Genomic DNA, 23,285 nt, shown 5'->3' with positions numbered 1-23,285 from the left:
CCCACCAAATTTAACGCAATCCTAAGTGATTAAAAACCAACCAAAACCAGCTAAACTAAGAAAATACTACCACAGCCTGCAGTAGCATTTCATTAACTAATCTTTACAAAAGTTATCAAATGTATCTTGTAAAATGTTTATAAACTTTGCCACGTGTAAACCATCCATTAAAGAGTGATGTACATCAATGGCTAAGGGCATAGTTTGCTGCTGTTTATTAAGCTGACCAAATACAAATTTAGGGATCCCTAAACATTTCCCTTCACTAAACGCATGCGAAAAAGCACTAAAATTTAGCCAAGGTAACACCGAAATATGAATTAAGTCGGCCTGCCCTTCGGTTTGTGCAAAGGCGTCAGAAAATAAAGGCTGCGATTTAGCATTAAAACTAACTGCGCTGGCATGCACGGCAAACTCAGTAAAGTTGGCCTTATCACTAAAGTAACTAAACCTGAACGAGTCATCTGCTGCCAGCTCAACCACACTAGCGCGGGTGTTACTTAGTAACCATGGCTTATCATTAATAATACGCAGCATAATTGGCGGGTACGCATGGCACGCTTTAAGTGTGGCATAAGTATAGGCCTGAAAAAAAGACAGCTGATGCGCTTTACAGTAATTATATAAGGCCTTCGCGTTTAGCTGTACACACACATTAAAGTAAGGTTGAGAAAAGTGTTTAAACAACTCAAAATGTTGTTTACGGGGCCAGCTATCAAAATCAATAGGCTGCATAGAAACAGGCGAAGAAGACATAGATAAATAAACACACAAAATAAAAAACTAAGTTTAACGTATAAACAAAAAAAAGGCGTGCAATTGCACGCCCTAATATTTACGGTTAACTTATTTAGCCGATTAAAGACCGTTTTTAAGGATCTCTTGTGCAAGCTCATCAGCAATTAAATGCGTAGATTTTTGCTCTTTTTCACTACGCGCAAAAATTTCAGTTAGGGTATCAAAAATACCTTCAACATGTTTATTTGACGCAGCAGCACTGTACCCTTCTGGTAGCGTTTCATAATAAACATTAATAATACCACCGGCGTTAATTACGTAATCTGGTGCATATAAAATACCTTTCTCACGAATAATTTCACCATGGCGCGATTGTGCCAACTGGTTATTGGCACAGCCTGCAATTATAGTAGCTTTAAGGCGCGGTATAGTTGCATCGTTTATAGTTGCACCTAGTGCACAAGGTGCGTACACGTCTACGTCTAAATCGTAAATTTCGTCAATGCCAACGGCTGTAGCACCAAACTCATTAACAACACGGTCAATTGCTGCTTGGTTAATATCAGTAACATATAGCTCAGCGCCCGCCTCTGACAAATGCTTACATAAAGTATAAGCAACAGTCCCTAACCCTTGTACTGCTACTTTAATACCAGCAAAGTTTTGATGACCACGCTGATGGTTTAATGCCGCTTTTATACCTAAAAACGTACCGTATGCTGTAAATGGTGATGGGTTACCACTTTTGCCTTCAAGGCCAAGTACATAACTGGTTTCTTTGTTCATCATTGCAACATCGTCGCAGTTGATATTTACATCTTCAGCAGAATAGTAGCTGCCGTTTAATCGCTCTAATTGACGACCAAAAGCACGGAATAATTGCTCAGATTTAATTTCTTTAGCATTACCAATAATCACAGATTTACCGCCACCAAATGGCAAGCGCGCAACTGCATTTTTATAGGTCATGCCTTTGGATAAACGCAGCACGTCGTAAACGGCATCTTCATCATTTGCATAATCCCACATTCTACATCCGCCCACTGCCGGACCTAGGTTAGTATTATGTACCGCAATTATTGCTTTTAAACCCGACTCTTTATCAGTACAAAAAACCACTTGTTCATGGTTATCAAATTCAACTTGATTAAACACAACCACTTTAAATACTCCGAAATAGTTAACCCTAAAGGGTATGCATGCATGAAATTGCCGAGACTTTATCACTTCGGATAACGCTTCGCTATACCACGAGAGGATAAACCCAAGCGCAAAACAGCATTGAATTAAATAGCCAGCTTTAATGGTAAGTGCACATAAAAATTCCACAAAGGTAAAGCAATCAAGTATTAAAAGCTAAAAATAACAAACACCGCAAGGTTTACGCTTACGTGAACGTAACGCAACTAATAACTGTAAAGTTTAAATTACACGCAAGCATAATATGCAAACGCTTATGCTACATAGGTTTGCCTTAAAAAGGGGGTGGTTTAAGAGAACTGGTCAGAGCTGTTCACTCTTTTGCTAAGCAAATTAAATTACGGGGAGTAGAACAGGTTATTTAACCTGAACTCTGGTTAAGAGATCTACTAACGTATTGAATCATAGTTATATTTATCTTTATTTTCTCTAGCCAGAGATTTTCAGTGAAAACAAGACGAATTCACGCGTCAATAGCTGGCCTATTGCAAGTGAATTCAACGCAGTTAGCGCTGAAAATAGCTGCTTGAGATAGGTTTATTATCCAGAGATCAGGTTACTTAGTTTAAGTTAAACAAAAAGCGAGCACAGGGCTCGCTTTGTATATTAGTAAGTTAGATTACTTTAGCTTGCTATCTAGCTCTTCAATTTTAGCTTTCCAAATTGCAGGGCCTTGCGTATGCGCATTAGCACCTTCGCTATCAACAGCGACTGTTACCGGCATATCTTCTACTTCAAACTCGTAGATGGCTTCCATACCTAAATCTTCGAAAGCAACAACACGTGCTTTTTTAATTGCTTTAGATACTAAATACGCCGCGCCGCCAACTGCCATTAAGTACACTGACTTATGCTGCTTAATAGACTCAACCGTAGCAGGGCCACGCTCTGCTTTACCTATCATGCCTACAATACCGGTTTTTTCTAGCATCATATCGGTAAATTTATCCATACGCGTAGCCGTTGTCGGACCCGCTGGGCCAACTGCTTCGTCACGTACAGCATCTACTGGGCCTACGTAATAAATAAATTTATTATCAAAATCTACGCCTTTAGGTAAACCTTCGCCTGAGTTGATCATGTCTTGCAAACGCTTGTGCGCGGCATCTCGACCCGTTAAAATAGTACCCGAAAGTAAAACAGTTTCACCCATTTTCCACTCTTGCACATCTTTTTTGGTCAAGGTATTTAAATCAACACGACGTGTGCCTTCGCCCACTTCAAAGGTTACTTGTGGCCAATCTTCTAACTTAGGTGCTTTTAGGTTTGCTGGGCCTGAACCATCAAGGGTAAAGTGTACGTGGCGAGTAGCCGCACAATTAGGGATCATCACGACCGGTTTTGACGCTGCATGCGTTGGTGCTGTTTTAATTTTAACATCAACAACCGTTGTTAAACCGCCTAAGCCTTGTGCGCCAATACCTAATTTATTAGCACGTTCAAATATTTCTAAACGTAGCTTTTCTTCTGTGGTTTCTGCACCGCGTTCCATTAATTCATGAATATCTACCGGATCCATTAACGACTCTTTAGCCATTACTGCCGCTTTTTCAGCCGTACCACCAATACCTATACCTAGCATGCCAGGCGGACACCAGCCTGCGCCCATTGTAGGTAGCGTTTTTTCTACCCATTCTGCCACATCGTCAGATGGGTTTAACATAACCATTTTACTTTTGTTTTCAGAGCCGCCGCCTTTAGCCGCTACCATTACTTCAACCTTACCGCCCGCTACTAAATCTATATGTACAACTGAAGGGGTATTGTCTTTGGTGTTTTTACGAGTACCTGCAGGGTCTGCAACAATAGAGGCGCGCAGCGGGTTGTCTGGATTTAAGTATGCACGGCGTGTGCCTTCATCAACCATTTGTTGAACGGTTAAATCGGTTTTATCCCAGTTAACATCCATACCTACTTTAACAAAACAGGTAATAATACCTGTGTCTTGGCAAAGCGGACGCTTGCCCTCAGCCGACATACGCGAGTTAATTAGAATTTGTGCGATGGCATCTTTTGCTGCTTTACTTTGTTCTTTGTTATAGGCTTTTTCAAGCGCTTGAACAAAATCAAGGGGATGATAGAAGGAAATATACTGCAAAGCATCTTCAATGCTATCTATAAAGTCTTGCTGACGGATTGTACTCATAGTGGTTCCTTAAGTTACCGTTACGCGGGGTCGCGTAAGCTATATCAAACCGGTGACGGTGGTTTGCACTGTTTTTAATTTGGGAAGCAACTAAACGCTGCCAAAAAAATTTGACTTATGATACCCTCCTCGCCCGTTTCGAGCCAGTTCTTAAAGGGGTAGTAAATGCTAAACAATAAAAATAATTGTATAAAATTAGCCATAACACAAAGCTGTATTGATGTATTTGCGCATTTTGCCCACTTGCCTTATGCCATTTTACTCGATTCGGCCAATAGTGAGCATGTAGACAGTCGTTTTGATATTATTGCCATCGAGCCCAAAAGCACACTGGAAGTACAAAACAACCTCAGTATTTTAAATAACCAACCCGATGCAAGAAGCTGCTTTGAAATAATGAACAGCGAACTGCTAAAACTTAATAACAACAAAGCGGCCAACAACCTACCCTTTAGTGGTGGCTGGCTGGGTTATTTGGGTTATGACTTAGGCCGCACACTTGAAAACCTCCCAAGTAGCGCTATAAACGATATAGACTTGCCACAAATGGCCGTTGGCTTGTACTTAGATGCACTCATATACGATAAACAACAAAACAGTTGGTTTTATATTGCCCAGCCTAAGGTTAATCGCTTAGCACTTTATCAGCAGTATTTAGCACAACCTGCCATTATGCCTAGCTTTGCACTTAAAACTGCGTGGCAATCTAATATGAGCCGCGCTGATTATGCGCAAAAATTTGCCGTAATTGAAGATTATTTAAAAACAGGCGATTGCTATCAAATAAATTTAGCACAACGTTTTAGTGCCCAATATGAAGGCTCGCCTTGGGCTGCCTACGTTAAATTAACAGCTGCGAATAAAGCGCCGTTTTCTAGCTTTATAAACCATCCGCAAGGCGCAATTTTGTCTATTTCTCCGGAGCGTTTTATATTAGTAAGCGATAATCAAGTGCAAACTAAGCCGATTAAAGGCACGTTACCGCGAAAAGCGGATCCGCAGCAAGACGCCCAGCAAGCACAATTATTGGCAAACTCTGCCAAAGATCGCGCCGAAAATGTAATGATTGTTGATTTATTACGAAACGATTTAGGTAAAGTAGCCAAACCAGGATCGGTACAGGTGCCCTCATTATTTGCTATTGAGAGCTTTCCGGCGGTGCATCATTTAGTTAGTACAGTTACTGCCACATTGGCAGAGGGTAAAACGGCGGTTGATCAACTCGCTGCAGCATTTCCTGGGGGCTCGATTACTGGCGCGCCTAAAGTGAGAGCAATGGAGATTATTGAAGAACTTGAACCGCATCGTCGCAGTATTTATTGTGGTTCAATAGGCTATTTAAGTGCTTGTGGTAACATGGATACCAGCATTACTATTCGCACTTTAGTATGCCACGCTCAACAAATACACTGCTGGGCCGGTGGTGGCATAGTAGCTGATTCTAAAGTTGCATTGGAATATCAAGAAACATACGATAAAGTAAATAAAATACTTCCATTATTATAAATAACAGTAGGTCGCTTTGAATAGTGAACACATTATAGCGCGGTTTCAGTTAAGCCCTACGGCAGCGCCAGATCAAGGAATAGATACCCCTAAAAAGCGTGCCAGCGCAGTCATGTTGCCGCTTATTGATGTAGATGATCATGCGCATATTTTACTGTGTAAGCGCCCTATTTATTTGCACCATCATCCCGGTGAAATTTGCTTGCCCGGTGGTAAGTTTGAAGCAAGTGATATTACGCTTCGCACTACTGCCCTGCGTGAACTACATGAAGAGCTAAATATTACGCCCAGTAATGTTAAAGTATTTGGCCAATTACCTTTGTACTCAACACTCACCGGCTTTAACATTAGCCCTTTTGTTGGCATGCTTAATAAACACACTATTTGGGAGAACGATCATAATGAGGTACAAGCTAGTTTTTTATTACCACTGCGTGATTTAACTAACGAGGCTAATTGGCAGCCCCTGCCTTTTCAGCGTTTTGGTAAAACCATTATTTTATATGGTTACAATACCCCACATGGTTTACTTTGGGGTGCAACTGCAAGCATCATTAAAAACTTTACAAAACAACTCGCCTTACCAGTTTAAATGTTATTGATTAATGGTTACATAGTCACAATTTAGCGTTACTATACACGACCGTTCAAAAAAGCAGCCTAGTGCTGAGTAAACACAGAAGAGACACATTATGATAAGTGCATTTGATATGTTTAGTATTGGTATTGGCCCTTCTTCGTCACATACCGTTGGCCCAATGCGCGCATCTCGTTTATTTGTTAATGACCTACAAGAAAAACAATTATTAGCAAACGTTACCGACATTAAAGTAGAGCTATATGGCTCGTTAGGTCAAACTGGTATTGGCCACGGCTCGGGTAAAGCTGTAATACTTGGCCTTGCTGGGTATGATCCTGAAACCATCGACGCCGATTTGGTTGATACTATTTTAGCCACAATTGAAAAAGAACAAGTTATTTATTTAAATCAAACGCATAAGGCTAAATTCCCAAAGCAAGGGGCTATTGTTTTTCACCGTCGTAAAACGCTACCTAAGCACTCTAATGCAATGGAAATTATTGCCTCTAATAATGGCGAGAAGGTTTATAGCCAAATTTATTACTCAATTGGCGGTGGCTTTATTGTTACTGACCAAGATTTTGAAAACGAAAAACAAGCAGCGCTTGATATTCGTGAAGAAAACCCTGCACCTTTTCCGTTTGGTAGCGCACAAGAATTACTGGAAATGTGTAAAGAGTCGGGTTTCAGTGTATCTACTTTAATGATGCATAACGAAAAAACACTACGCAGCGAAAACGATATTAAAGACGAGTTATTTAATATTTGGCAGGTAATGAAAGCCTGTATTGAGCGTGGTATGCGTACCGAAGGGATTTTACCAGGCGGTTTAAAAGTAAAACGTCGTGCTCCTAATTTACATTTAAAACTTAATGTTGAAGTAAGTAACGACCCCCTACGTGCTATGGATTGGGTCGACTTATTTGCTTTAGCTGTAAATGAAGAAAACGCCGCAGGCGGGCGTGTTGTAACCGCTCCTACCAATGGCGCAGCGGGTATTTTACCAGCAGTACTTATGTATTATCATACTTTTATAAAAGAAGTTGATCGCGACATAGTTACGCGTTATTTATTAACCGCCGCCGCTATCGGTATTTTATATAAAAAGAACGCCTCTATTTCGGGTGCCGAAGTAGGTTGCCAAGGTGAAGTGGGCGTGGCTTGCTCAATGGCTGCAGGCGCACTTACCGAAATTGTAGGTGGTAATGTAGTGCAAGTAGAAAATGCCGCCGAAATTGGCATGGAGCATAACTTAGGGCTTACGTGTGACCCAGTTGGTGGCTTAGTGCAAGTACCGTGTATTGAACGCAACGCCATGGGCGCGATTAAAGCAATTAATGCGTCACGCCTTGCAATTCGTGGTAGCGGCGAGCAAAAAGTATCACTCGATAAAGTGATTAAAACTATGCTCGAAACCGGTAACGATATGAAAACTAAATATAAAGAAACCGCTCGTGGTGGTTTAGCCGTTAATATAATTGAGTGTTAACACACTTAATTATAATTAAAAAAGGCGCCTGTTTAAAAACAGGCGCCTTTTTTATTAGCTACTTTTAACAGTTAAGTATTAGATACCGAAACAATTATTTAACTGGCAATTCTATATCAGCAAATAACTTATCAACATCTTCTTGGTTGCGTAATAAGTTAGCACGCTCTACTCGCTCTTTTGTTAAGTGTGGTGCAAAGCGTTCAATAAAGTCATACATATAAGTGCGTAAAAAACTGCCTTTTCTAAAACCAATTTTAGTGGTACTCGCTTCAAATAAATGGCTGGCATCAATACACACTAAATCAGTATCACTGACCTGGTCAATCGCCATTGACGCAACCACTCCAACACCTAATCCTAAGCGTACATACGTTTTAATAACGTCGGCATCGGTGGCGGTAAATACTATGTGCGGCTCAAGTCCATGAGCACTAAATGCTTTATCTAGTTCTGAGCGGCCAGTAAAGCCAAATACATAAGTAATAAGCGGATATTTTGCAATATCAGCCACGGTTATACTATTGGCTTTTTTAGCTAATGGATGATCTTTTGCCACCACAATACTACGGTTCCAATGATAGCAAGGCAGCATAACAAGGTCTGAATATAAGTGTAGCGCTTCTGTTGCAATAGCAAAGTCGGCATCGCCACGTGCAGCTGCATCTGATATTTGCTGGGGTGTACCTTGGTGCATATGAAGTGACACTGCGGGGTATTTTTTCATAAACCCTTTAATAACATTCGGCAATGCGTAACGTGCTTGGGTATGAGTAGTGGCAATATTAAGCTTACCTTGATCAGGTAAAGTATGCTCATGAGCAACCGCTTTAATACCTTCCACTTTTGAGAGGATTTCGCGCGATATATTAATGACTTCTTCACCGGCACTCGTTACATGCGTTAAATGTTTACCACTGCGACCAAAAATTTGAATACCTAACTCATCTTCAAGCATGCGCACTTGCTTAGAAATACCTGGTTGTGAGGTAAATAAACTTTCAGCTGTTGCTGAGACATTTAATTTATGATTTTGAACTTCTACAATATATCTAAGTTGTTGTAATTTCATAGCTATGTATTTTCGTTATTATTCGTTTTTGAGAGGGTAAATACTTTATCTTTAAAAACTGACCACCCGACAAATGGTAGGTTTTAATTGATAATATCGTATTTAATAAATATAGGCTTAGGCTAGCACAATAAATATACTTCAGATAGCAATGATTATCATATAAAGCATTAAGATTTAAACGCTTTCTTAGCCTGCTTTTATAGTTAATTAGCGCAAAGTTTTCCTGTTCTTATATATTTAATGTAAGATTGAGCAATTAGGTTTAGAACCCGAGAACTGTAACATGATCGTCTCTATTATAATTATACTCATTGTTGCTCTTATTGTGATTGCGCTTTGGGTAAGTGCGGTGCAACAGCATAAAGAAAAACAAGAAGCTGATCGCCGTAAAGAACTAACCAAACAAAAAGCTATCATTGAGGAAACCGAGGAAGCGTTAATGAATAACGCTAATATCCCGTTTTCAGATAACACACTACGTGTTTTACAGCGTCGTAATCACGATGCGCTTAGTACTATGGTATCGCTTTCACCTGGTTCTAAAATATTAAAAAACCGTTTAAATGAAGCGAAAGAGCGTTTGAATAACCCAGTTCAAGGAAGCAATAGCGAATCGCTTTCACTGCCAAGTAACGATAAACAACTGGTATCGCTAATACAGGGCATAAAAAAATTACGTATTATTCTACGCTCTGAGCACAATAAAGGTAACCTCGATAGCCAACTATTTGTAATCGAAGACAAACGAATGGAAAAACTGCAGTTACAAATAAATATTGAAAGCCAAATTAAACGTGGTTTATCGGCGCGCTCTGCAGGTATGGTAGGTTCAGCTAGACAATATTTTGAAAAAGCCCATGCCTCACTCAGTGCGGTATCGTATAGCGATCCATATGTAACTGCTAAATACCAAGAAGTAGAAGGCTACTTAGAAGCTATTAGTGTTGAGTTAAGAGCATCGAATGCCGATGCACTTAAAAAGAAAACTGAACAAGAGCAAGATGACCTAGACATATTGTTTGCTCCGAAAAAGAAATGGTAAATTAGTACTATAATTTATAAAAAAAGCCCATACAAAATTGTATGGGCTTTTTTTATTGATAGATAAATAAGTTTTTTAAGATAAAAATGCAAACTTAACAATAAACAATGCCGTTAAAATCCACACACTAATACTTACTTGATCCTTTTTACCGCATAATACCTTAACCGCAGTGTATGAAATAAACCCAAGCGCTATACCGTGAGCAATAGAAAATGTCAGCGGGGTCATTAATAACACCACACTAACAGGAATGGCATCTGTCATGTCGTCCCAGTTTACAAACTTTAAGTTTTGTAGCATAAGTACCGAAACATATAAAATAGCACCGGCAGTGGCATACGCTGGCACCATTTGCGCTAGTGGCGCAAAAAACATCATCAATAAAAAACAAATACCCACAACAACGGCTGTTAAGCCTGTGCGTCCGCCTACAGAAACGCCAGCCACCGACTCTATGTAAGATGTAGTAGTAGATGTACCAAGCATTGCACCAGCAATAGTGGCAGTGCTATCAGCGCTAAGAGCGCGCCCTAAACGTGGCATATTGCCTTTTTCATCTGCAAGCCCTGCTTTTTGCGTGACTGCAACCAGGGTGCCTGAGGTATCAAATAAATCTACAAATAAAAATGCAAAAATAACACTCAACATTGAAAGCTCAAATGCCGCACTAAAATCAAGTTGCATAAAGGTTGGTAAAATTGACGGCGGCATAGACATAACCCCCTGATATTCAACCAAACCAAAAGCCAAAGCAATGCCTGTTACCAGTAAAATACTAATTAACACACCACTTTTAAAATCGCGATATAACAATGCCGCAATCACAAAAAAACTTAAAATAGCAAGTAATGGCCCAGGTGCAGTAATATCACCTAGCTGCACTAAGGTTGCAGGGCTAGATACTATGATCCCTGCACTTTTAAGCGCAATTAGCGCCAAAAAAGCACCAATACCGGTCGCTATTGCTTGTTTTAGCACCAGTGGAATGGCATTAATAATCCACTCTCGTACTTTAAATAAACTTAAAAATAAAAATATACAACCCGACATAAACACAGCACCTAATGCCGCTTCCCAGGTATAGCCCATTCCTAAAACAACGCCATAGGTAAAAAAAGCATTTAATCCCATACCCGGCGCTAACGCTAACGGATAATTGGCCCATAGGCCCATAATAAAACAGCCTATTGCAGCTGCAATACATGTAGCTACAAACGCAGCGCCTTGATCCATTCCTGCTTGGGCAAGCATTGCTGGATTAACAAAAACAATATAAACCATAGTAATAAAAGTAGTCATACCGGCAACACATTCACGTTGTACTGAGGAATCATTTGCGCGGATTTTAAATAAGGCTTCGAGCATAACAAACTTAAGGTAGTAAAAAGTGGCGAGATTTTAGCATAAAAATAGCGAAATACCGGACATTTTACCTTGTTATGCATTAAGTTATTGAAGTAGCTGAAATAATAAATATGACACGGTAATACGTATGTACTTCAGGTTTTAAAAATAATAATTACCGTGCTTATATGCTGAGCAATCAGCTTTACTTTAACGTAAATAATAGAGCATAAAGTACTGTATAGGTGCTATTCGCCGCATAACTTTAATAAAAAATATAAATATATACCTAAAATATTAACGCTCTGTTTTTAATAGTTATTTTTGTTTTTTTATCCGTGTAAAAATTTAAAACTGAATGACTGTACAAATAATTAGCAAAAAAACACTTGCACCATAACACTGTATAAACTACTGTATATGGGTACTGTATAAAAACCCAGTGAGTGAGAAATTTATGTTACAGCCTATTACCGTAAGAACCGTTAAAAGTTATCAGCAAGACGATAAAAGTGATTGTGTAAATTTAATTCAAATTGAAGATGAAATTTCAGCAACCTTTGAATTGCTTAAAGTATTACACCAATACAACAGCTTAAATGCATGGACACTGCTGATTGCCCCTGACCATGTACCGAGTAAAGCCTTGCTTGATTCATGCTCCATTGACACCAGCAAATTACTGGTGATCAGGCAAAAACATTTAGTAAACTTAGAGTATGTACTTAGCTCGGCGCTGCACAACGGAAACTTTGCTGCGGTTATTACCTGGACTGATATTATTAATGATCAACAGCTGACACAGCTATCATTAAATTTAAGCACTACAAATACTAAGCTTTACTGTTTTACTAAAAATACTCACAACCTTGAGATACCACTAACTCAATAAGCTTGTTAAACTCGTGTTTTAAACACTTTATATTAATATTATGACCTCATTAACGACTTCTCCTTGCTTTTGTGGCAGCCAGCAAAATTATGCTGACTGCTGTGAACCACTTCATTTAGCATCAAAAATAGCTGAAACACCTGAGCAACTTATGCGTGCTCGCTACAGTGCATATGTACTTAAAAATGCAACTTATGTTTATCAAACTTATGCAAGTGAAAAACAGGCAGAAAACCCTGTAAAAGAGATTAAAGACTTTGCTGATAGCTGCCGCTTTATAAAGCTAACCGTCATCGACACTGAGCACGATGCAAGCGAAGGCTTTGTAACATTTAAAGTAAATTACTTTTACCAAAACCTATATTGCGAGTTGCACGAAAAGTCGTTGTTTATTAAACAAGATGGGCAGTGGCGCTACCTTGAAGGCACACTATTTCCGGTAGCCGATATTAAAATAAGCAGAAATGACAACTGCCCTTGCCAAAGTGGCAAAAAATATAAAAAGTGTCATAGCGTATAACAAACTGCAGCTGTGCGGTGAGTAAAGTAGGTAATTACAGGCAACTGAACCTTAAATACATCCAATAGCCATGCCTAGGGTTGGCTGTTACAGGCGATGTGTATGGCTAAAATAAAATTTTACTTTCGAGCAACTATTGGCAATTTACATACCTATAGGCCTGTGTTAATAACTGCTCTACCGTATATTTTGGTATTGGGTTCGCTGCGCTTTAAAAGCACACTGTATTTCGCCCTTGTGCTTTAGCGGCGTACATTTTTTTATCTGCGCGTTGCAAAATATCCATGTTGCCTTCGTCTGATTGCAATAACGTAGCTCCACCTATACTTATAGTGACAAATTCAAACTCTGAGTACTTATGTAAAACACCTAAGCCATATATGTTATTTTTAATTTTTTCAGCAACACAGCGAGCGCCTTCCTCGTTGGTATGGGGTAGCACAACCACAAATTCTTCGCCGCCATAGCGGGCAACAAAATCGCTTGGCCTTTGCAGGCTGTTGGCAATTGTTTGAGCAACTAAGTGTAAAACAACGTCGCCTTCTACGTGTCCATAAATATCGTTGTATTGCTTAAAGTAATCAATATCCATAAGTAATAAAGCATATTCTGTATTCTCTCTTAATGCACTCAATTGTATTTTATTAATATGAGTATCAAAATAACGACGGTTAAATACTTTAGTTAAGTCATCAAGAAACACTTTTTGACTTAATAAGTCATGTTGCAGCTTAATAGTTAAGTGCGCTCTTACTCTTCTGTATAAGGTTTCTGGGTTAATCGGTTTTTGAATAAAGTCTACCGCACCCGCTTCCCAGCAGTCCTCTTCTTGGTTTTCAAAGGAGGTAACAAATATAACGGGAATGTCTTGGGTTTGTGTCGTCGTTTTAAGTTTTAAACAGGTTTCTATACCGCATATGCCATCCATTGAAATATCCAGCAGTACGATATCGGGAGTATTAGATTTACATATTTCAACTGCTTCTTCACCGCTGTTGGCGGTGTTAACAATAAAGTGCTTTGATAATATTTTTTTCAGTACAATTATGCTAAGTAACTGATCATCAACAATGAGAACTTTTGAGGTTTTAAGGCTAAGTTTTAAATCGCTATCGGCATAATTTAATGGCATAAATACTACTGTTTTCTATAATTATCAACTAACACAGTATAATACAGTCTTATGTTATGCAAATGTATTAAAGTTGGGTTTTTAATCAAACTTACAACCAAATATAAAAATGGCGATACAGAGTTGTTGTTAATTGTTTTAGAAAATCACGGCCATAATTTTCAGGGTAATACTGAAAGTAAGCACTGCTTATAAGCTGCTTGTACTTGAATGCTCAAGGTTTAAATCGCGTTTGTATAAACGTACAAACAAAAAATGGGCCACTAGGCCCATTTTAAAAATTACGCAAATTACTTTATAAGCGTCTTATTCGTCGTCATCCAAATCTGGTTGTTGACGTTGAGCTGGGCGCGCTAATATTTCTACATAAAAAGAAGTTAAGCTTTGCTTTTCTATTTCGCTTATATGATTACTAAGCTCTGCAACGTGCACTACTTGTGCATCTTCAGCGGTATTACCAAACTTACAATCAAACGCCCAGTAATCAGCATCGAGTGGTAGAGTTTTGTTACGCTCTCTTTTCAAATATTTTTTCACTTCATGCTTTGCGGCGTCAACCATACGAGGATATTTGATTTTCTCGTGATTTAGCGTGAATATTTTCTTCATTACGTTCCTAATTACCTTGGTTTAATGATAACGGCATTTAATGTCATACCATTTGAGCCTATTATAGCAATTGCATTTAATTTTTGGATGCTTTTTTTATATTAAATCAATTATTAATCCATTAATAAAATAAAGTATCGCTAAAATGCGCTTAAGTGTAGAGAGTTAGCGGCTTTATGTTACAGACAAGTAACTTAATAGTTAGAGTGATGGCGCAATCGTTTGCCAAGTTCTATTAATATGATTGGTTATTGCAATATCAAAGCAGTTACAGCGTACGCTTTATAATTAAGCGCTTACTAAATGCAATGGGTGGTGAAGCGCATCATTATTTAGGCTTTCGTAAAAGGCAGCAGCATCGAGTTGCGGGTTAGATAGTTGCGTTTGTGTGTTATTTATACGCCTGCGCACTGCTAATTCACAATTATCACGCACCTGAAGCGGAATATGGCTTACATCATCTCTTATAAACAATGGTTCAGGGTTTAAACAGTGATTTAATTTAATATCGCTCATTCCAGCGCGTTCCCCTGCTTGCATTAATAGTGAGGCGTTAAACTGCCCTATCAAGATATCAAACTTATCTGGCGCTAAAAGTTGCTTTGGACCTGCTCCTATTTGTTTGCGAAGGGTATCTTCGCCAACAGTTGAATCTTCAATTTCTGTTTTTGGTAAATGGAATTGGCTAAAATCGAGTGCATCATGAGATAGCATAGCGAGTAAAAGCGCAAACTCTCCTCGGCGCTTTTCATGCACACTTTTATTAAGTCGAGTGTTGAGCTGACTCTCTGTGATTAACAAATCACCGATTTGCATAGACTTTAGCCGATTGAAGTAAGTAATACCTATTTATCGGCTTTATTTCATTTTTCTTTAGCTTTTTTCTTTACTTAAATACGATGTTTGCTATTATCAGCGCCGTTGCATTGGAGGGGTTCCCGAGCGGCCAAAGGGATCAGACTGTAAATCTGACGGCTCAGCCTTCGCTGGTTCGAATCCAGCTCCCTCCACCACTTTTCTTACCGCTAAGTTAAGTGGGGCCAAATGTAACAAAATTAGTGTGGAGGGGTTCCCGAGCGGCCAAAGGGATCAGACTGTAAATCTGACGGCTCAGCCTTCGCTGGTTCGAATCCAGCTCCCTCCACCACTTTTCTACTTATTTTCTACTTATATAGTTACTACATTCCTTGTTAGTAATCTCCGTGTTTTTTCTTAGTTAAACATTAAAATACCCATTGTAAACTCATACCATGCTGTTTTAGCCATAACGTACTTGCTTTATAGTCGGGACAAAATTGTGCTACGCGCTGCCAAAATGCTTTGCTATGATTTAAATGTCGTAAATGCGCCAGCTCATGCACTATTACATAATCAATAATGCTATGCGGTGCACCAATCAATAATAAGTTAAATGTTAACGCCCTTTTACTATTACAACTTCCCCATTTGCGTTTATAAACTGCAATATTTAAATCGTTAGGCAGCGCTTCTTGCATCAGCGTGCAAAAGTCATTAAGTCGCATTTCAATGTATGCGGTTAACTGCTCTTTTAAATACGCCTCTAAAAGTAATTGGTACTTTTGCTGCTGATGCTTAACACGAGCAGAAACGGTAATAAGCAGGCCATCTTGTTGGCGCTCCACTGTAGAGGTATTGCCTTGCTGAAACGTTAAATTAATTGCTTCTGAAAAAACCCAGATCTTTTTGTCCTTAAGTGGATACTGTTTTGTATCAACCAAAGTAAGCTGTTTTTGCAGCTGCGCCTCAACCCATGATTTTTTTTCTAATAACCAGTTATCGAGCACTTTTTTTTGTACGTGATGGGGGGCATATACCGTCACATTTTGATTATGCACTTTAATAGCAACGGTCTTTCGTCGGGTACTTTTTTTTAGTTGGTAGGCAAACAAATTAATCTCTCACACTATACTAGCTAGGGGCTACTTTTCGTCTAATGGTTAGTTAATGCCGTGTTGTTTATTTATAGCTTAATAAGCAATCATAAAATTAACGGTTTATTAATTAATTAATTCTATTAAACTACACGATTAAAATGCCTATTTAGAGCCGCCATGTTATCAGCTTTCTTTATTACTGACCAAGATCCTAGTTTAATTATAAACGGGGTTTACGATCCTCTCTTGGTTTCTCTTTCAGTTTTAATAGTGATATTTGCCGCTTTTTTTACTACAAAACTCATTGATTTAGCTAAAAAAACTACTTTCCCAAGCTATCAACGTTTAGCTACTGTAACCGCTGCAGCTGTTTTTTCTGCGGGTATTTGGAGCATGCATTTTATTGGTATGTTGGCTTTTTCTTTGTGTACTAACATTAAATATAACCCAACTATTACCTTACTCTCTTTTATACCGGCATTTTTAGCGTGCCAATACGCTGTATCTATACTGGTAAAAAGTAATGGTAACTTTAAAGTATTAGCTGTTTGCTCAGTATTATTAGGCTCGGGTATTGGCACTATGCATTACAGTGGTATGGCAGCGATGGAGCTTGCGCCTATGCTACGGTATGACCCAGTTATGTTTGGGTTGTCTATTTTAGTGGCCGTTGCCCTATCGTTTATAGCTTTATATAGCCACTTTAACCTTGAAAGAATTTTCCCTCGGTTATCACAGTTACAAATTCGTTCAACCAGCGCCGTTATATTAGGCTTTGCTGTTACTGGTATGCATTATATGGGTATGGCAGCAACCCGTTTTGTAGCAACTTCCCCACTAATTTACGCAGACGAAAATGCGTCTGCTGGGCTTACATTTGTTGCAATTGCGGTTGCCACTGCAACTGTTGCAATAACCAGCGTGGTTGCTGTAATTAATGGCATGGTACGCTATAAACTGCTGCTTGAAGAAAAGTCAGCCGACGAGTCGCGGTTAAACGCCATATTAGAAACAGCAATAGATGGCATTGTGACTATTGATCATCAAGGTATTATTTTAAGCTTTAATGAAGCAGCAAGTAAGATTTTAGGTTGGCACGAACATGAGTTACAAGGTAAAAGTGTACAGATTCTTTTAAATGATAATAACGCTCTAAATAATGCGTCATCATCTGGTGATATGACTCTTGATCTAAGCGCTATTATAGGCATAAACCGCGATACTTTTGCTAAACATAAAGATAACCATTTGATCCCTGTGCGCCTTGGTATTGGACAAGTGACGCAAACTGGGCAACCTCCTTTGTATGTTGGCTTTATTACTGACTTAACGCAGCAACGAGCGCTACAAAAAACGGTCGTTGAAAATGAGCAAAAATATCGCTCATTAATGCAAAATATGCCAGGCGTTGCCTTTAGATGTAAATTCGATACTAACTACACCATGCTATTTGTTAGCCCAAGTATATTGGATTTAACTGGCTATACACCAGATGAATTTATTGAGCAACACATTGAGTTTACAGACCTGATTTTAAAGTCTGATCAACAAATGATTATTACCACGCTCACTAATGCCGTTACCGAAAAGCGTCAATACTCTGTTGAATATAGAATTCGCCATCGCAACGGCGCAACTGTATGGGTATTAGAGAAAGGTAGTTTTGACTTTAATAATACCGATGTTGCGCAGTGGATTGATGGTGTACTTGTTGATATTACTGAGCGCAAAGAGTATGAAGCAAAATTAGAGCACGCTAAACTGCAAGCAGAAGAAGCTGCAAATGCTAAGCAATCTTTTATGGCAAATATGAGCCATGAAATACGCACCCCTATGAATGCAATTATTGGCTTTAGCGATCTGCTTATGGATACACCGCTAAGTAAAGAGCAGCAAAAGCACCTTGTTACGGTTAACAATGCAGCACGCTCTTTGCTACGCCTACTTAATGAAATTCTCGACTCTGCAAAGTTAGAACGAGGAAAGCTAACCATTGAGCCTGTGCATTTTAATTTAAAGCCCGTTATCGACAGTATTATTTCAACTTTTTGGTTAGAAGCTAAAAAGAAAAACCTTAATTTAACGCTTAATATTAATAAATCAGTTAGCACCGCATACTACGGTGATCCCGACCGCCTTAGGCAAATACTTACAAACCTTATTGGTAACGCTATTAAATTTACTGAGCAAGGCGCTGTTACTGTTACCGTAAGTACCACACAAAATAATCACCTATTTTTTGAAGTACACGATACAGGCATTGGTATTGCTAAAGATCGTATTAAAGCGGTTTTTCAGCCTTTTGTGCAAGCCGATGGCACGACCACACGTCGATTTGGTGGCACAGGTTTAGGCACAACAATAAGTAAACAATTAGTAGAGCTTATGCATGGCTCAATTGATTTAGTGAGTGAAGTTGATAAAGGCAGCTGCTTTTACTTCTCATTACCTTTTACTGTTGGTGATGAAAATAAAATAGATTATTTTGAAGGCCTACATACCGAACTACCTCCGCTTAGAATATTAGTGGTTGATGATATAGAACAAAATACAGAGCTACTTTCTATATTACTTTCGCGAGATCAACACACAGTAACCACTGCAAGTAATGGTTTAGAAGCCATTGAGGCGTTTAATCAGCAAGACTTTGATGTCATTTTAATGGACATTCACATGCCTGAATGTGACGGTATTGAGGCCACCATTAAAATTCGTGCATTGGAGCAACTAAAACAAATAAAATTTACACCTATTATTGCATTAACAGCCAGCGTGTTACAGCAAGATAAACTAACCGCTAAAAATGCAGGCATGAATGGGTTTGCTAATAAGCCGGTTGATATCAACCAACTGAATCAAGAAATAGCACTGGTGCTTGGACTTGGCTTAGCAAAAGAAACATTAATTGCGCAAACCGACCCCGATGCCAAGCACATAGATTTTGAAAAAGGGTTAGCTTTGTGGGGCTCTAAATGTAAACAGCTTACCGAAATTACTAAATTTGTTAATACCAACGAAAAGCAATTTATAAGCTTATTTAAGCTGCAACTAAGCGATATTAAAAGTGTTTATACGCTTATTCACACTTTAAAAGGCGTGGCTGGTAATTTAGGGTTATTAACCTTAATGACACTGTTAACGCGTTTAGAGAACGCAGACGATGAAGCTGCGCTAACCAGCGTTTTGGCAGATATAAAAACTGAATTGGCGCTTATCGGCCAATTATTAGCAAGCACTATATGTAAAGAGCCCGCCAAACTTATCGACAATGCTGAGCCGTTATCAACAGCTGAGCTAATAGAAATTTGCCAAGAACTCTATGCTGATGCACAAAATGCCGAACTTAATGATGATCTTCTCGATCAGTTACAACGTAAATGTATAGCATCAGTACAAGTAGATATAGATGAAATAGCCAGTGCCTTTGATGAATTCGACTTTGATAACGCGCAAGTTAAATTAGCAAATTTACTTAAAAAGTTAACCCTAAAGGAGAATTAATTAATGGATTTTATTCTAGATAAGCCCCGCATATTAATTGTTGACGACGAGCCTGCAAACTTAAAAGTAATGCGCGAGGTGCTTGGTAATCAATATAGAATGTCGTTTGCTAAATCGGGCGCTGCCGCTATAGCATTACTTGAAAAAGAACTACCAAAGCTAATTTTACTCGATATTATGATGCCTGATATGAATGGCTTTGAAGTATGCCAAATTGTTAAAGCTAACCCTGCAACATCGCATATCCCTATTATTTTTGTTACTGCACTAAGTGATGAAAGTGATGAATTTAAAGGTTTTGAACTAGGCGCTGTAGACTATATAACCAAACCCATTAGCCCTGCTATTGTACGGGCACGTGTTAAAACTCACCTGTCGTTAGTGCAAGCTGAGCAGCTAAAACAAGCTCATGTCGATTTAGTACAGCGTTTAGGTCGTGCTGCAGAATATAAAGACACCGATACCGGTGAGCATATTATACGTATGAGTCAATACAGCAAAGTACTTGCATTGGCGCTGGGTATGGATGAGCAACACGCCGAATTATTACGCCAAGCAGCCCCTATGCACGATGTAGGTAAAATAGGTATTCCGGATGCCATTTTGCTAAAACCCGGAAAGTTAACTGCCGATGAGTTTACCCACATGAAAGAGCACGCTTTAATTGGTGCACAAATTTTAGCAAATTCATCATCGCCACTATTACAACTGGCGCATGTGCTGGCAATTGAACATCATGAAAAGTGGGATGGTACTGGCTACCCCAATGGCCTAAAAGGAGAAGCCATATCGCTGGAAGGCCGTATTGTTGCCATTGCCGATGTATTTGATGCACTTACCTCAAAACGCCCCTATAAAGAGCCTTGGAGCATAGAGCAAACTATAGAACATATGCAACAACAAGCCGGTAAACACTTCGACCCGCAATTGGTTGAGCTATTTATTGGCAAAATTGACGATATTATTGCCATAAAAAATGCTCATCAGGAGCGATTTTAATTTAGCTCTTTTTGGCTGTATGCGAGCCTAATAATACCTGCGGATACACAGTTTTAATCTGCGTATAGTCATGAGAGGTAATTTCATGGCTATTTCCGCTGTTATCTTTAAAATAAATTGAAAACGTAACGCCGTGATCAGCTAATACTGTTTTAATATTTAGGTGTTCAAAATGCTCAAGCCATGCAATAAATTGCTCCCCAGTGGCTAAAAAAGCAATGCCTTTACTACGTCCCTGTGCAGTAAATAACGCTAAACGCGTGGTAGCATTTGCATCTTCAAGGGTTAATGGCCCTTTGCCATCTTCATTCCAAAAGGCGAGCGCTTCAACCACACTAAAACCTAAAACACGCTCATACCATTTAACCGCTTGCGCTAAATCATCCACATTTAAATGACAATGATCAATCCCAGCTAGCTTAGGTATACTCACGCTGCTCTCCTATTTCAGACTTTAGTTGCTCTAAAAAGTCATGCATATACTCAGTACGTCTTAGTGCTTCGGCCTTAGCCGAGGGAGTATTCATGCTTTGAGCTATGTGTAATAACTTAATAAAAAAATGATCAAGCGTGTATTTTTTATCATCTGCTTCGCGTTGTAGGCAAAATGGGTCATCCGGGTTATATAGTAATCGACTTATTGAGCCACCTACTTTCATGCAGCGGCTTATACCAATCGCGCCTAGTGCGTCCATTCTGTCTGCGTCTTGCACTATTTGTGCTTCTACTGAGTTCACTTTAATATTGGCGCTAAAGCTATGCGCCGCTATTGCATGATGAATTTGAGTAAATAATTGCGCGTCGTAATTAATAGAAGCTAAAAAAGCAATCGCTTTATCGGCGGCCATAGTAGAGGCTTTAGCCCTATCTGGGTGGTTTTTAGCCACGGCTACACAGTCGTGTAACCATGCAGCCGGGAGCACTACCTTCATATTAGCTTGCTCTGCATCGCACAATTTAATAGCAACCCGAACTACGCGTTCAATATGGGTTATATCATGCGCCACATCGGCATGAATTAGTGTGGTAATAAAGGCTCTGCACTGTAAATTGAGCTGCTGCAGCTCAGGGCTTAACATTATGTCTGTCACAACGTGTTCCAAATACCTAATTAACATATTGAATTAGCCATACTTTACCGCGATTTATGGGCTCCATGCAAAACATTCATTGTATGTTGCCCTTGCCTTGACTAAAATACAGCGCTTATTTATTACTACTGAGAAGCTTTATGACATCTGCCGTTTACCTGCAAGCTGGCCGCGATAAATCATTAAAAAGAAAACACCCTTGGTTATTTTCCAAAGCCATCAAAAAAATTAAAGGTAAACCAGGCCTAGGTGACACAGTTACTATTCACGACAGTGAAGGTAAATTTTTAGCAACAGCAGCTTATAGCCCACATTCACAAATTCGTGCCCGTGTTTGGAGCTTTGACGAAAAAGAAGTTATTGATCAACACTTTTTTGAACGCCGCCTACGTCGTGCACTAGAAGCCCGTAGCCAAGTAATTGAAGAAGGTGGTTTAACTGGCTTTAGACTCTGCGCCGCAGAATCAGATTTTTTACCCGGCGTTACCATAGATAAGTTTGACAACGTATTAGTGTGTCAATTACTTAGCGCGGGTGCTGAGCGTCATAAAGGTGAAATTGTTGGCGCGTTAATGGCTATATTCCCTGGTATGAGCATTTACGAGCGCTCAGACGTAGAAGTACGTACCAAAGAAGGCCTTGAGCCAATTAAAGGGGCATTATGGGGCAATGAACCAACTGCCCCAGTACTCATTGCAGAAAATGGCTTTAAAATTGAAGTTGATATTATTGATGGCCATAAAACCGGCTTTTATTTAGATCAACGCGATAGCCGCGCTGCACTTGAACGCTTTTCTAAAGACAAAACCGTATTAAACTGCTTTAGCTACACGGGTACATTTTCGTTGTATGCCTTACGTGGCGGCTGTAAACACGTAACTAATGTGGATGTATCGCAGCCAGCCCTCGATACAGCTAAGCGCAATGTTGAGCATAACAATCTTGATTTAGATAAGGTTGATTTTGTCAAACAAGATGTATTTAAGTTACTGCGTCAATACCGCGAAGACGGTGTTTTGTTTGACACTATAGTAATGGATCCGCCAAAGTTTGCCGACAACAAAGCACAACTTACTGGTGCGTGTCGTGGCTATAAAGATATAAACATGATTGCTATGCAAATATTAAAACCAGGTGGCACCTTATTAACCTTCTCGTGTTCGGGCTTAATGGAGCAAAACTTGTTTCAAAAAGTGGTGGCTGATGCAGCCCTTGATGCTGGTAAAGACTTACTTATTATGGAGCGTTTAAACCAAGCCGCCGATCACCCTATTGCGGGTAGTTACCCTGAAGGTTTTTACTTAAAAGGCTTAATTTGTAAGGTTTACTAACGCCTAGGCTTGATTAGGGTCTGTTGATCTTTCAAGGTTGAATTTGCAGCAGTGTGTTTGGTATTTAGGCAAGGCAGAGCCTATTTGGTGTGGTTATTCCCCATAAATAGGCGATAACGTAGCATCAATGCCAAACAGGCACTGCCCGAAGGGTTCTGCCTAGGGGCGATTGACTCTTTGTTGCCTACATGG

General features: G+C 39.4%; 20 protein-coding genes and 2 tRNA genes. 11 read left to right on the top strand and 11 right to left on the bottom strand.

Going from position 1 to position 23,285, the window contains the following annotated elements; all coding sequences use genetic code 11:
* Positions 1-96: 96 nt before the first annotated feature.
* From RB215_RS05980 to RB215_RS05970, 3 genes are all read right to left on the bottom strand, one after another.
* Positions 97-735 (bottom strand): chloramphenicol acetyltransferase, encoded by a 639-nt coding sequence (locus RB215_RS05980; RefSeq protein ID WP_080516808.1) that lies wholly within the window; start codon positions 733-735, stop codon positions 97-99.
* A gap of 123 nt (positions 736-858) precedes the next feature.
* Complete coding sequence (locus RB215_RS05975; protein ID WP_089368020.1) at positions 859-1,899, bottom strand: Glu/Leu/Phe/Val dehydrogenase; 1,041 nt, start codon at positions 1,897-1,899, stop codon at positions 859-861.
* A gap of 658 nt (positions 1,900-2,557) precedes the next feature.
* Entirely contained in the window at positions 2,558-4,084 is a 1,527-nt protein-coding gene (locus RB215_RS05970; RefSeq protein ID WP_011327851.1) for a fumarate hydratase, read from the bottom strand.
* Positions 4,085-4,249: 165 nt separating this feature from the next.
* Between RB215_RS05970 and pabB the strand changes: the two genes are divergently transcribed.
* The 3 genes from pabB to RB215_RS05955 all read left to right on the top strand — a co-directional run bounded on the left by pabB (position 4,250) and on the right by RB215_RS05955 (position 7,659).
* Positions 4,250-5,590, top strand: a complete 1,341-nt coding sequence (gene pabB / locus RB215_RS05965; protein WP_089368018.1) for an aminodeoxychorismate synthase component I — start codon at positions 4,250-4,252, stop codon at positions 5,588-5,590.
* A gap of 16 nt (positions 5,591-5,606) precedes the next feature.
* Entirely contained in the window at positions 5,607-6,182 is a 576-nt protein-coding gene (locus RB215_RS05960; protein ID WP_011327849.1) for a CoA pyrophosphatase, read from the top strand.
* A gap of 100 nt (positions 6,183-6,282) precedes the next feature.
* Positions 6,283-7,659 carry an L-serine ammonia-lyase gene (locus RB215_RS05955; protein ID WP_011327848.1) on the top strand — a complete coding sequence of 459 codons (1,377 nt, stop codon included), beginning with the start codon at positions 6,283-6,285 and terminating at the stop codon, positions 7,657-7,659.
* A 94-nt stretch (positions 7,660-7,753) separates the two neighbouring features.
* On the opposite strand, the gene cysB is transcribed toward RB215_RS05955, so the two are convergent.
* On the bottom strand, positions 7,754-8,731 hold the full coding sequence (cysB, locus tag RB215_RS05950) for an HTH-type transcriptional regulator CysB (RefSeq protein ID WP_011327847.1): 978 nt from the start codon (positions 8,729-8,731) through the stop codon (positions 7,754-7,756).
* Between the two features lie 286 nt (positions 8,732-9,017).
* On the opposite strand from cysB, the gene RB215_RS05945 reads away from it, so the two are divergent.
* Positions 9,018-9,776 (top strand): hypothetical protein, encoded by a 759-nt coding sequence (locus RB215_RS05945; RefSeq protein WP_182683239.1) that lies wholly within the window; start codon positions 9,018-9,020, stop codon positions 9,774-9,776.
* A 75-nt stretch (positions 9,777-9,851) separates the two neighbouring features.
* On the opposite strand, the gene RB215_RS05940 is transcribed toward RB215_RS05945, so the two are convergent.
* Positions 9,852-11,144: an NCS2 family permease gene (locus tag RB215_RS05940; RefSeq protein WP_050754470.1), complete on the bottom strand. Its 1,293-nt coding sequence runs from the start codon at positions 11,142-11,144 to the stop codon at positions 9,852-9,854.
* Positions 11,145-11,580: 436 nt separating this feature from the next.
* Here RB215_RS05940 and RB215_RS05935 point away from each other — a divergent pair, with 436 nt between their 5' ends.
* Complete coding sequence (locus RB215_RS05935; RefSeq protein WP_011327844.1) at positions 11,581-12,015, top strand: SulA-like leucine-rich domain-containing protein; 435 nt, start codon at positions 11,581-11,583, stop codon at positions 12,013-12,015.
* A 40-nt stretch (positions 12,016-12,055) separates the two neighbouring features.
* Complete coding sequence (locus tag RB215_RS05930; RefSeq protein WP_011327843.1) at positions 12,056-12,535, top strand: YchJ family protein; 480 nt, start codon at positions 12,056-12,058, stop codon at positions 12,533-12,535.
* A gap of 211 nt (positions 12,536-12,746) precedes the next feature.
* Here the strand turns inward: RB215_RS05930 and RB215_RS05925 are convergent, their stop codons facing one another.
* From RB215_RS05925 to RB215_RS05915, 3 genes are all read right to left on the bottom strand, one after another.
* Positions 12,747-13,667 carry a diguanylate cyclase gene (locus RB215_RS05925; protein ID WP_011327842.1) on the bottom strand — a complete coding sequence of 307 codons (921 nt, stop codon included), beginning with the start codon at positions 13,665-13,667 and terminating at the stop codon, positions 12,747-12,749.
* Positions 13,668-13,973: 306 nt separating this feature from the next.
* Entirely contained in the window at positions 13,974-14,276 is a 303-nt protein-coding gene (locus RB215_RS05920) for a DUF6172 family protein (RefSeq protein ID WP_011327840.1), read from the bottom strand.
* A 288-nt stretch (positions 14,277-14,564) separates the two neighbouring features.
* Positions 14,565-15,092, bottom strand: coding sequence for a VC2046/SO_2500 family protein (locus tag RB215_RS05915; RefSeq protein WP_011327839.1), 528 nt, complete (start codon positions 15,090-15,092; stop codon positions 14,565-14,567).
* A gap of 112 nt (positions 15,093-15,204) precedes the next feature.
* On the opposite strand from RB215_RS05915, the gene RB215_RS05910 reads away from it, so the two are divergent.
* Both RB215_RS05910 and RB215_RS05905 read left to right on the top strand, forming a co-directional pair.
* Positions 15,205-15,289 (top strand) — tRNA-Tyr (locus RB215_RS05910).
* A gap of 49 nt (positions 15,290-15,338) precedes the next feature.
* Positions 15,339-15,423: transfer RNA gene (locus RB215_RS05905), tRNA-Tyr, on the top strand.
* 76 nt (positions 15,424-15,499) lie between these two features.
* On the opposite strand, the gene RB215_RS05900 is transcribed toward RB215_RS05905, so the two are convergent.
* A complete protein-coding gene (locus RB215_RS05900; protein ID WP_011327838.1) occupies positions 15,500-16,186 on the bottom strand; it encodes a M48 family metallopeptidase in 687 nt (228 codons plus the stop codon).
* 162 nt (positions 16,187-16,348) lie between these two features.
* Between RB215_RS05900 and RB215_RS05895 the strand changes: the two genes are divergently transcribed.
* Together RB215_RS05895 and RB215_RS05890 are read left to right on the top strand one after the other, a co-directional pair.
* Positions 16,349-19,672, top strand: coding sequence for an MHYT domain-containing protein (locus tag RB215_RS05895; RefSeq protein WP_309217013.1), 3,324 nt, complete (start codon positions 16,349-16,351; stop codon positions 19,670-19,672).
* Between the two features lie 3 nt (positions 19,673-19,675).
* Positions 19,676-20,671, top strand: a complete 996-nt coding sequence (locus tag RB215_RS05890) for a two-component system response regulator (protein ID WP_179806739.1) — start codon at positions 19,676-19,678, stop codon at positions 20,669-20,671.
* Between the two features lies 1 nt (position 20,672).
* Here the strand turns inward: RB215_RS05890 and RB215_RS05885 are convergent, their stop codons facing one another.
* The gene (locus tag RB215_RS05885; RefSeq protein ID WP_086993303.1) at positions 20,673-21,104 is read right to left on the bottom strand and encodes a VOC family protein; all 432 of its coding nucleotides are present in this window, start codon (positions 21,102-21,104) and stop codon (positions 20,673-20,675) included.
* Entirely contained in the window at positions 21,091-21,750 is a 660-nt protein-coding gene (locus RB215_RS05880) for an HD domain-containing protein (RefSeq protein WP_011327834.1), read from the bottom strand. Before RB215_RS05880 ends, RB215_RS05885 begins: the two co-directional genes overlap by 14 nt.
* 152 nt (positions 21,751-21,902) lie before the next feature.
* Between RB215_RS05880 and RB215_RS05875 the strand changes: the two genes are divergently transcribed.
* Positions 21,903-23,093, top strand: coding sequence for a class I SAM-dependent methyltransferase (locus RB215_RS05875; protein WP_011327833.1), 1,191 nt, complete (start codon positions 21,903-21,905; stop codon positions 23,091-23,093).
* Positions 23,094-23,285: the final 192 nt, after the last annotated feature.

It is taken from the genome of Pseudoalteromonas sp. HL-AS2 (assembly GCF_031198805.1).
Lineage (GTDB): Bacteria > Pseudomonadota > Gammaproteobacteria > Enterobacterales > Alteromonadaceae > Pseudoalteromonas > Pseudoalteromonas nigrifaciens.
This window is presented reverse-complemented; position numbering and strand designations above follow the sequence as displayed.

Excerpts from the sequence above, each read along its gene's own strand:
- RB215_RS05980 (WP_080516808.1), bottom strand. The coding sequence starts at position 735 with ATGCAGCCTATTGATTTTGATAGCTGGCCCCGTAAACAACATTTTGAG.
- RB215_RS05970 (WP_011327851.1), bottom strand. The coding sequence starts at position 4,084 with ATGAGTACAATCCGTCAGCAAGACTTTATAGATAGCATTGAAGATGCT.
- pabB (WP_089368018.1), top strand. The coding sequence starts at position 4,250 with ATGCTAAACAATAAAAATAATTGTATAAAATTAGCCATAACACAAAGC.
- RB215_RS05955 (WP_011327848.1), top strand. The coding sequence starts at position 6,283 with ATGATAAGTGCATTTGATATGTTTAGTATTGGTATTGGCCCTTCTTCG.
- cysB (WP_011327847.1), bottom strand. The coding sequence starts at position 8,731 with ATGAAATTACAACAACTTAGATATATTGTAGAAGTTCAAAATCATAAA.
- RB215_RS05945 (WP_182683239.1), top strand. The coding sequence starts at position 9,018 with ATGATCGTCTCTATTATAATTATACTCATTGTTGCTCTTATTGTGATT.
- RB215_RS05940 (WP_050754470.1), bottom strand. The coding sequence starts at position 11,144 with ATGCTCGAAGCCTTATTTAAAATCCGCGCAAATGATTCCTCAGTACAA.
- RB215_RS05935 (WP_011327844.1), top strand. The coding sequence starts at position 11,581 with ATGTTACAGCCTATTACCGTAAGAACCGTTAAAAGTTATCAGCAAGAC.
- RB215_RS05930 (WP_011327843.1), top strand. The coding sequence starts at position 12,056 with ATGACCTCATTAACGACTTCTCCTTGCTTTTGTGGCAGCCAGCAAAAT.
- RB215_RS05925 (WP_011327842.1), bottom strand. The coding sequence starts at position 13,667 with ATGCCATTAAATTATGCCGATAGCGATTTAAAACTTAGCCTTAAAACC.
- RB215_RS05920 (WP_011327840.1), bottom strand. The coding sequence starts at position 14,276 with ATGAAGAAAATATTCACGCTAAATCACGAGAAAATCAAATATCCTCGT.
- RB215_RS05915 (WP_011327839.1), bottom strand. The coding sequence starts at position 15,092 with ATGCAAATCGGTGATTTGTTAATCACAGAGAGTCAGCTCAACACTCGA.
- RB215_RS05895 (WP_309217013.1), top strand. The coding sequence starts at position 16,349 with ATGTTATCAGCTTTCTTTATTACTGACCAAGATCCTAGTTTAATTATA.
- RB215_RS05890 (WP_179806739.1), top strand. The coding sequence starts at position 19,676 with ATGGATTTTATTCTAGATAAGCCCCGCATATTAATTGTTGACGACGAG.
- RB215_RS05880 (WP_011327834.1), bottom strand. The coding sequence starts at position 21,750 with ATGTTAAGCCCTGAGCTGCAGCAGCTCAATTTACAGTGCAGAGCCTTT.
- RB215_RS05875 (WP_011327833.1), top strand. The coding sequence starts at position 21,903 with ATGACATCTGCCGTTTACCTGCAAGCTGGCCGCGATAAATCATTAAAA.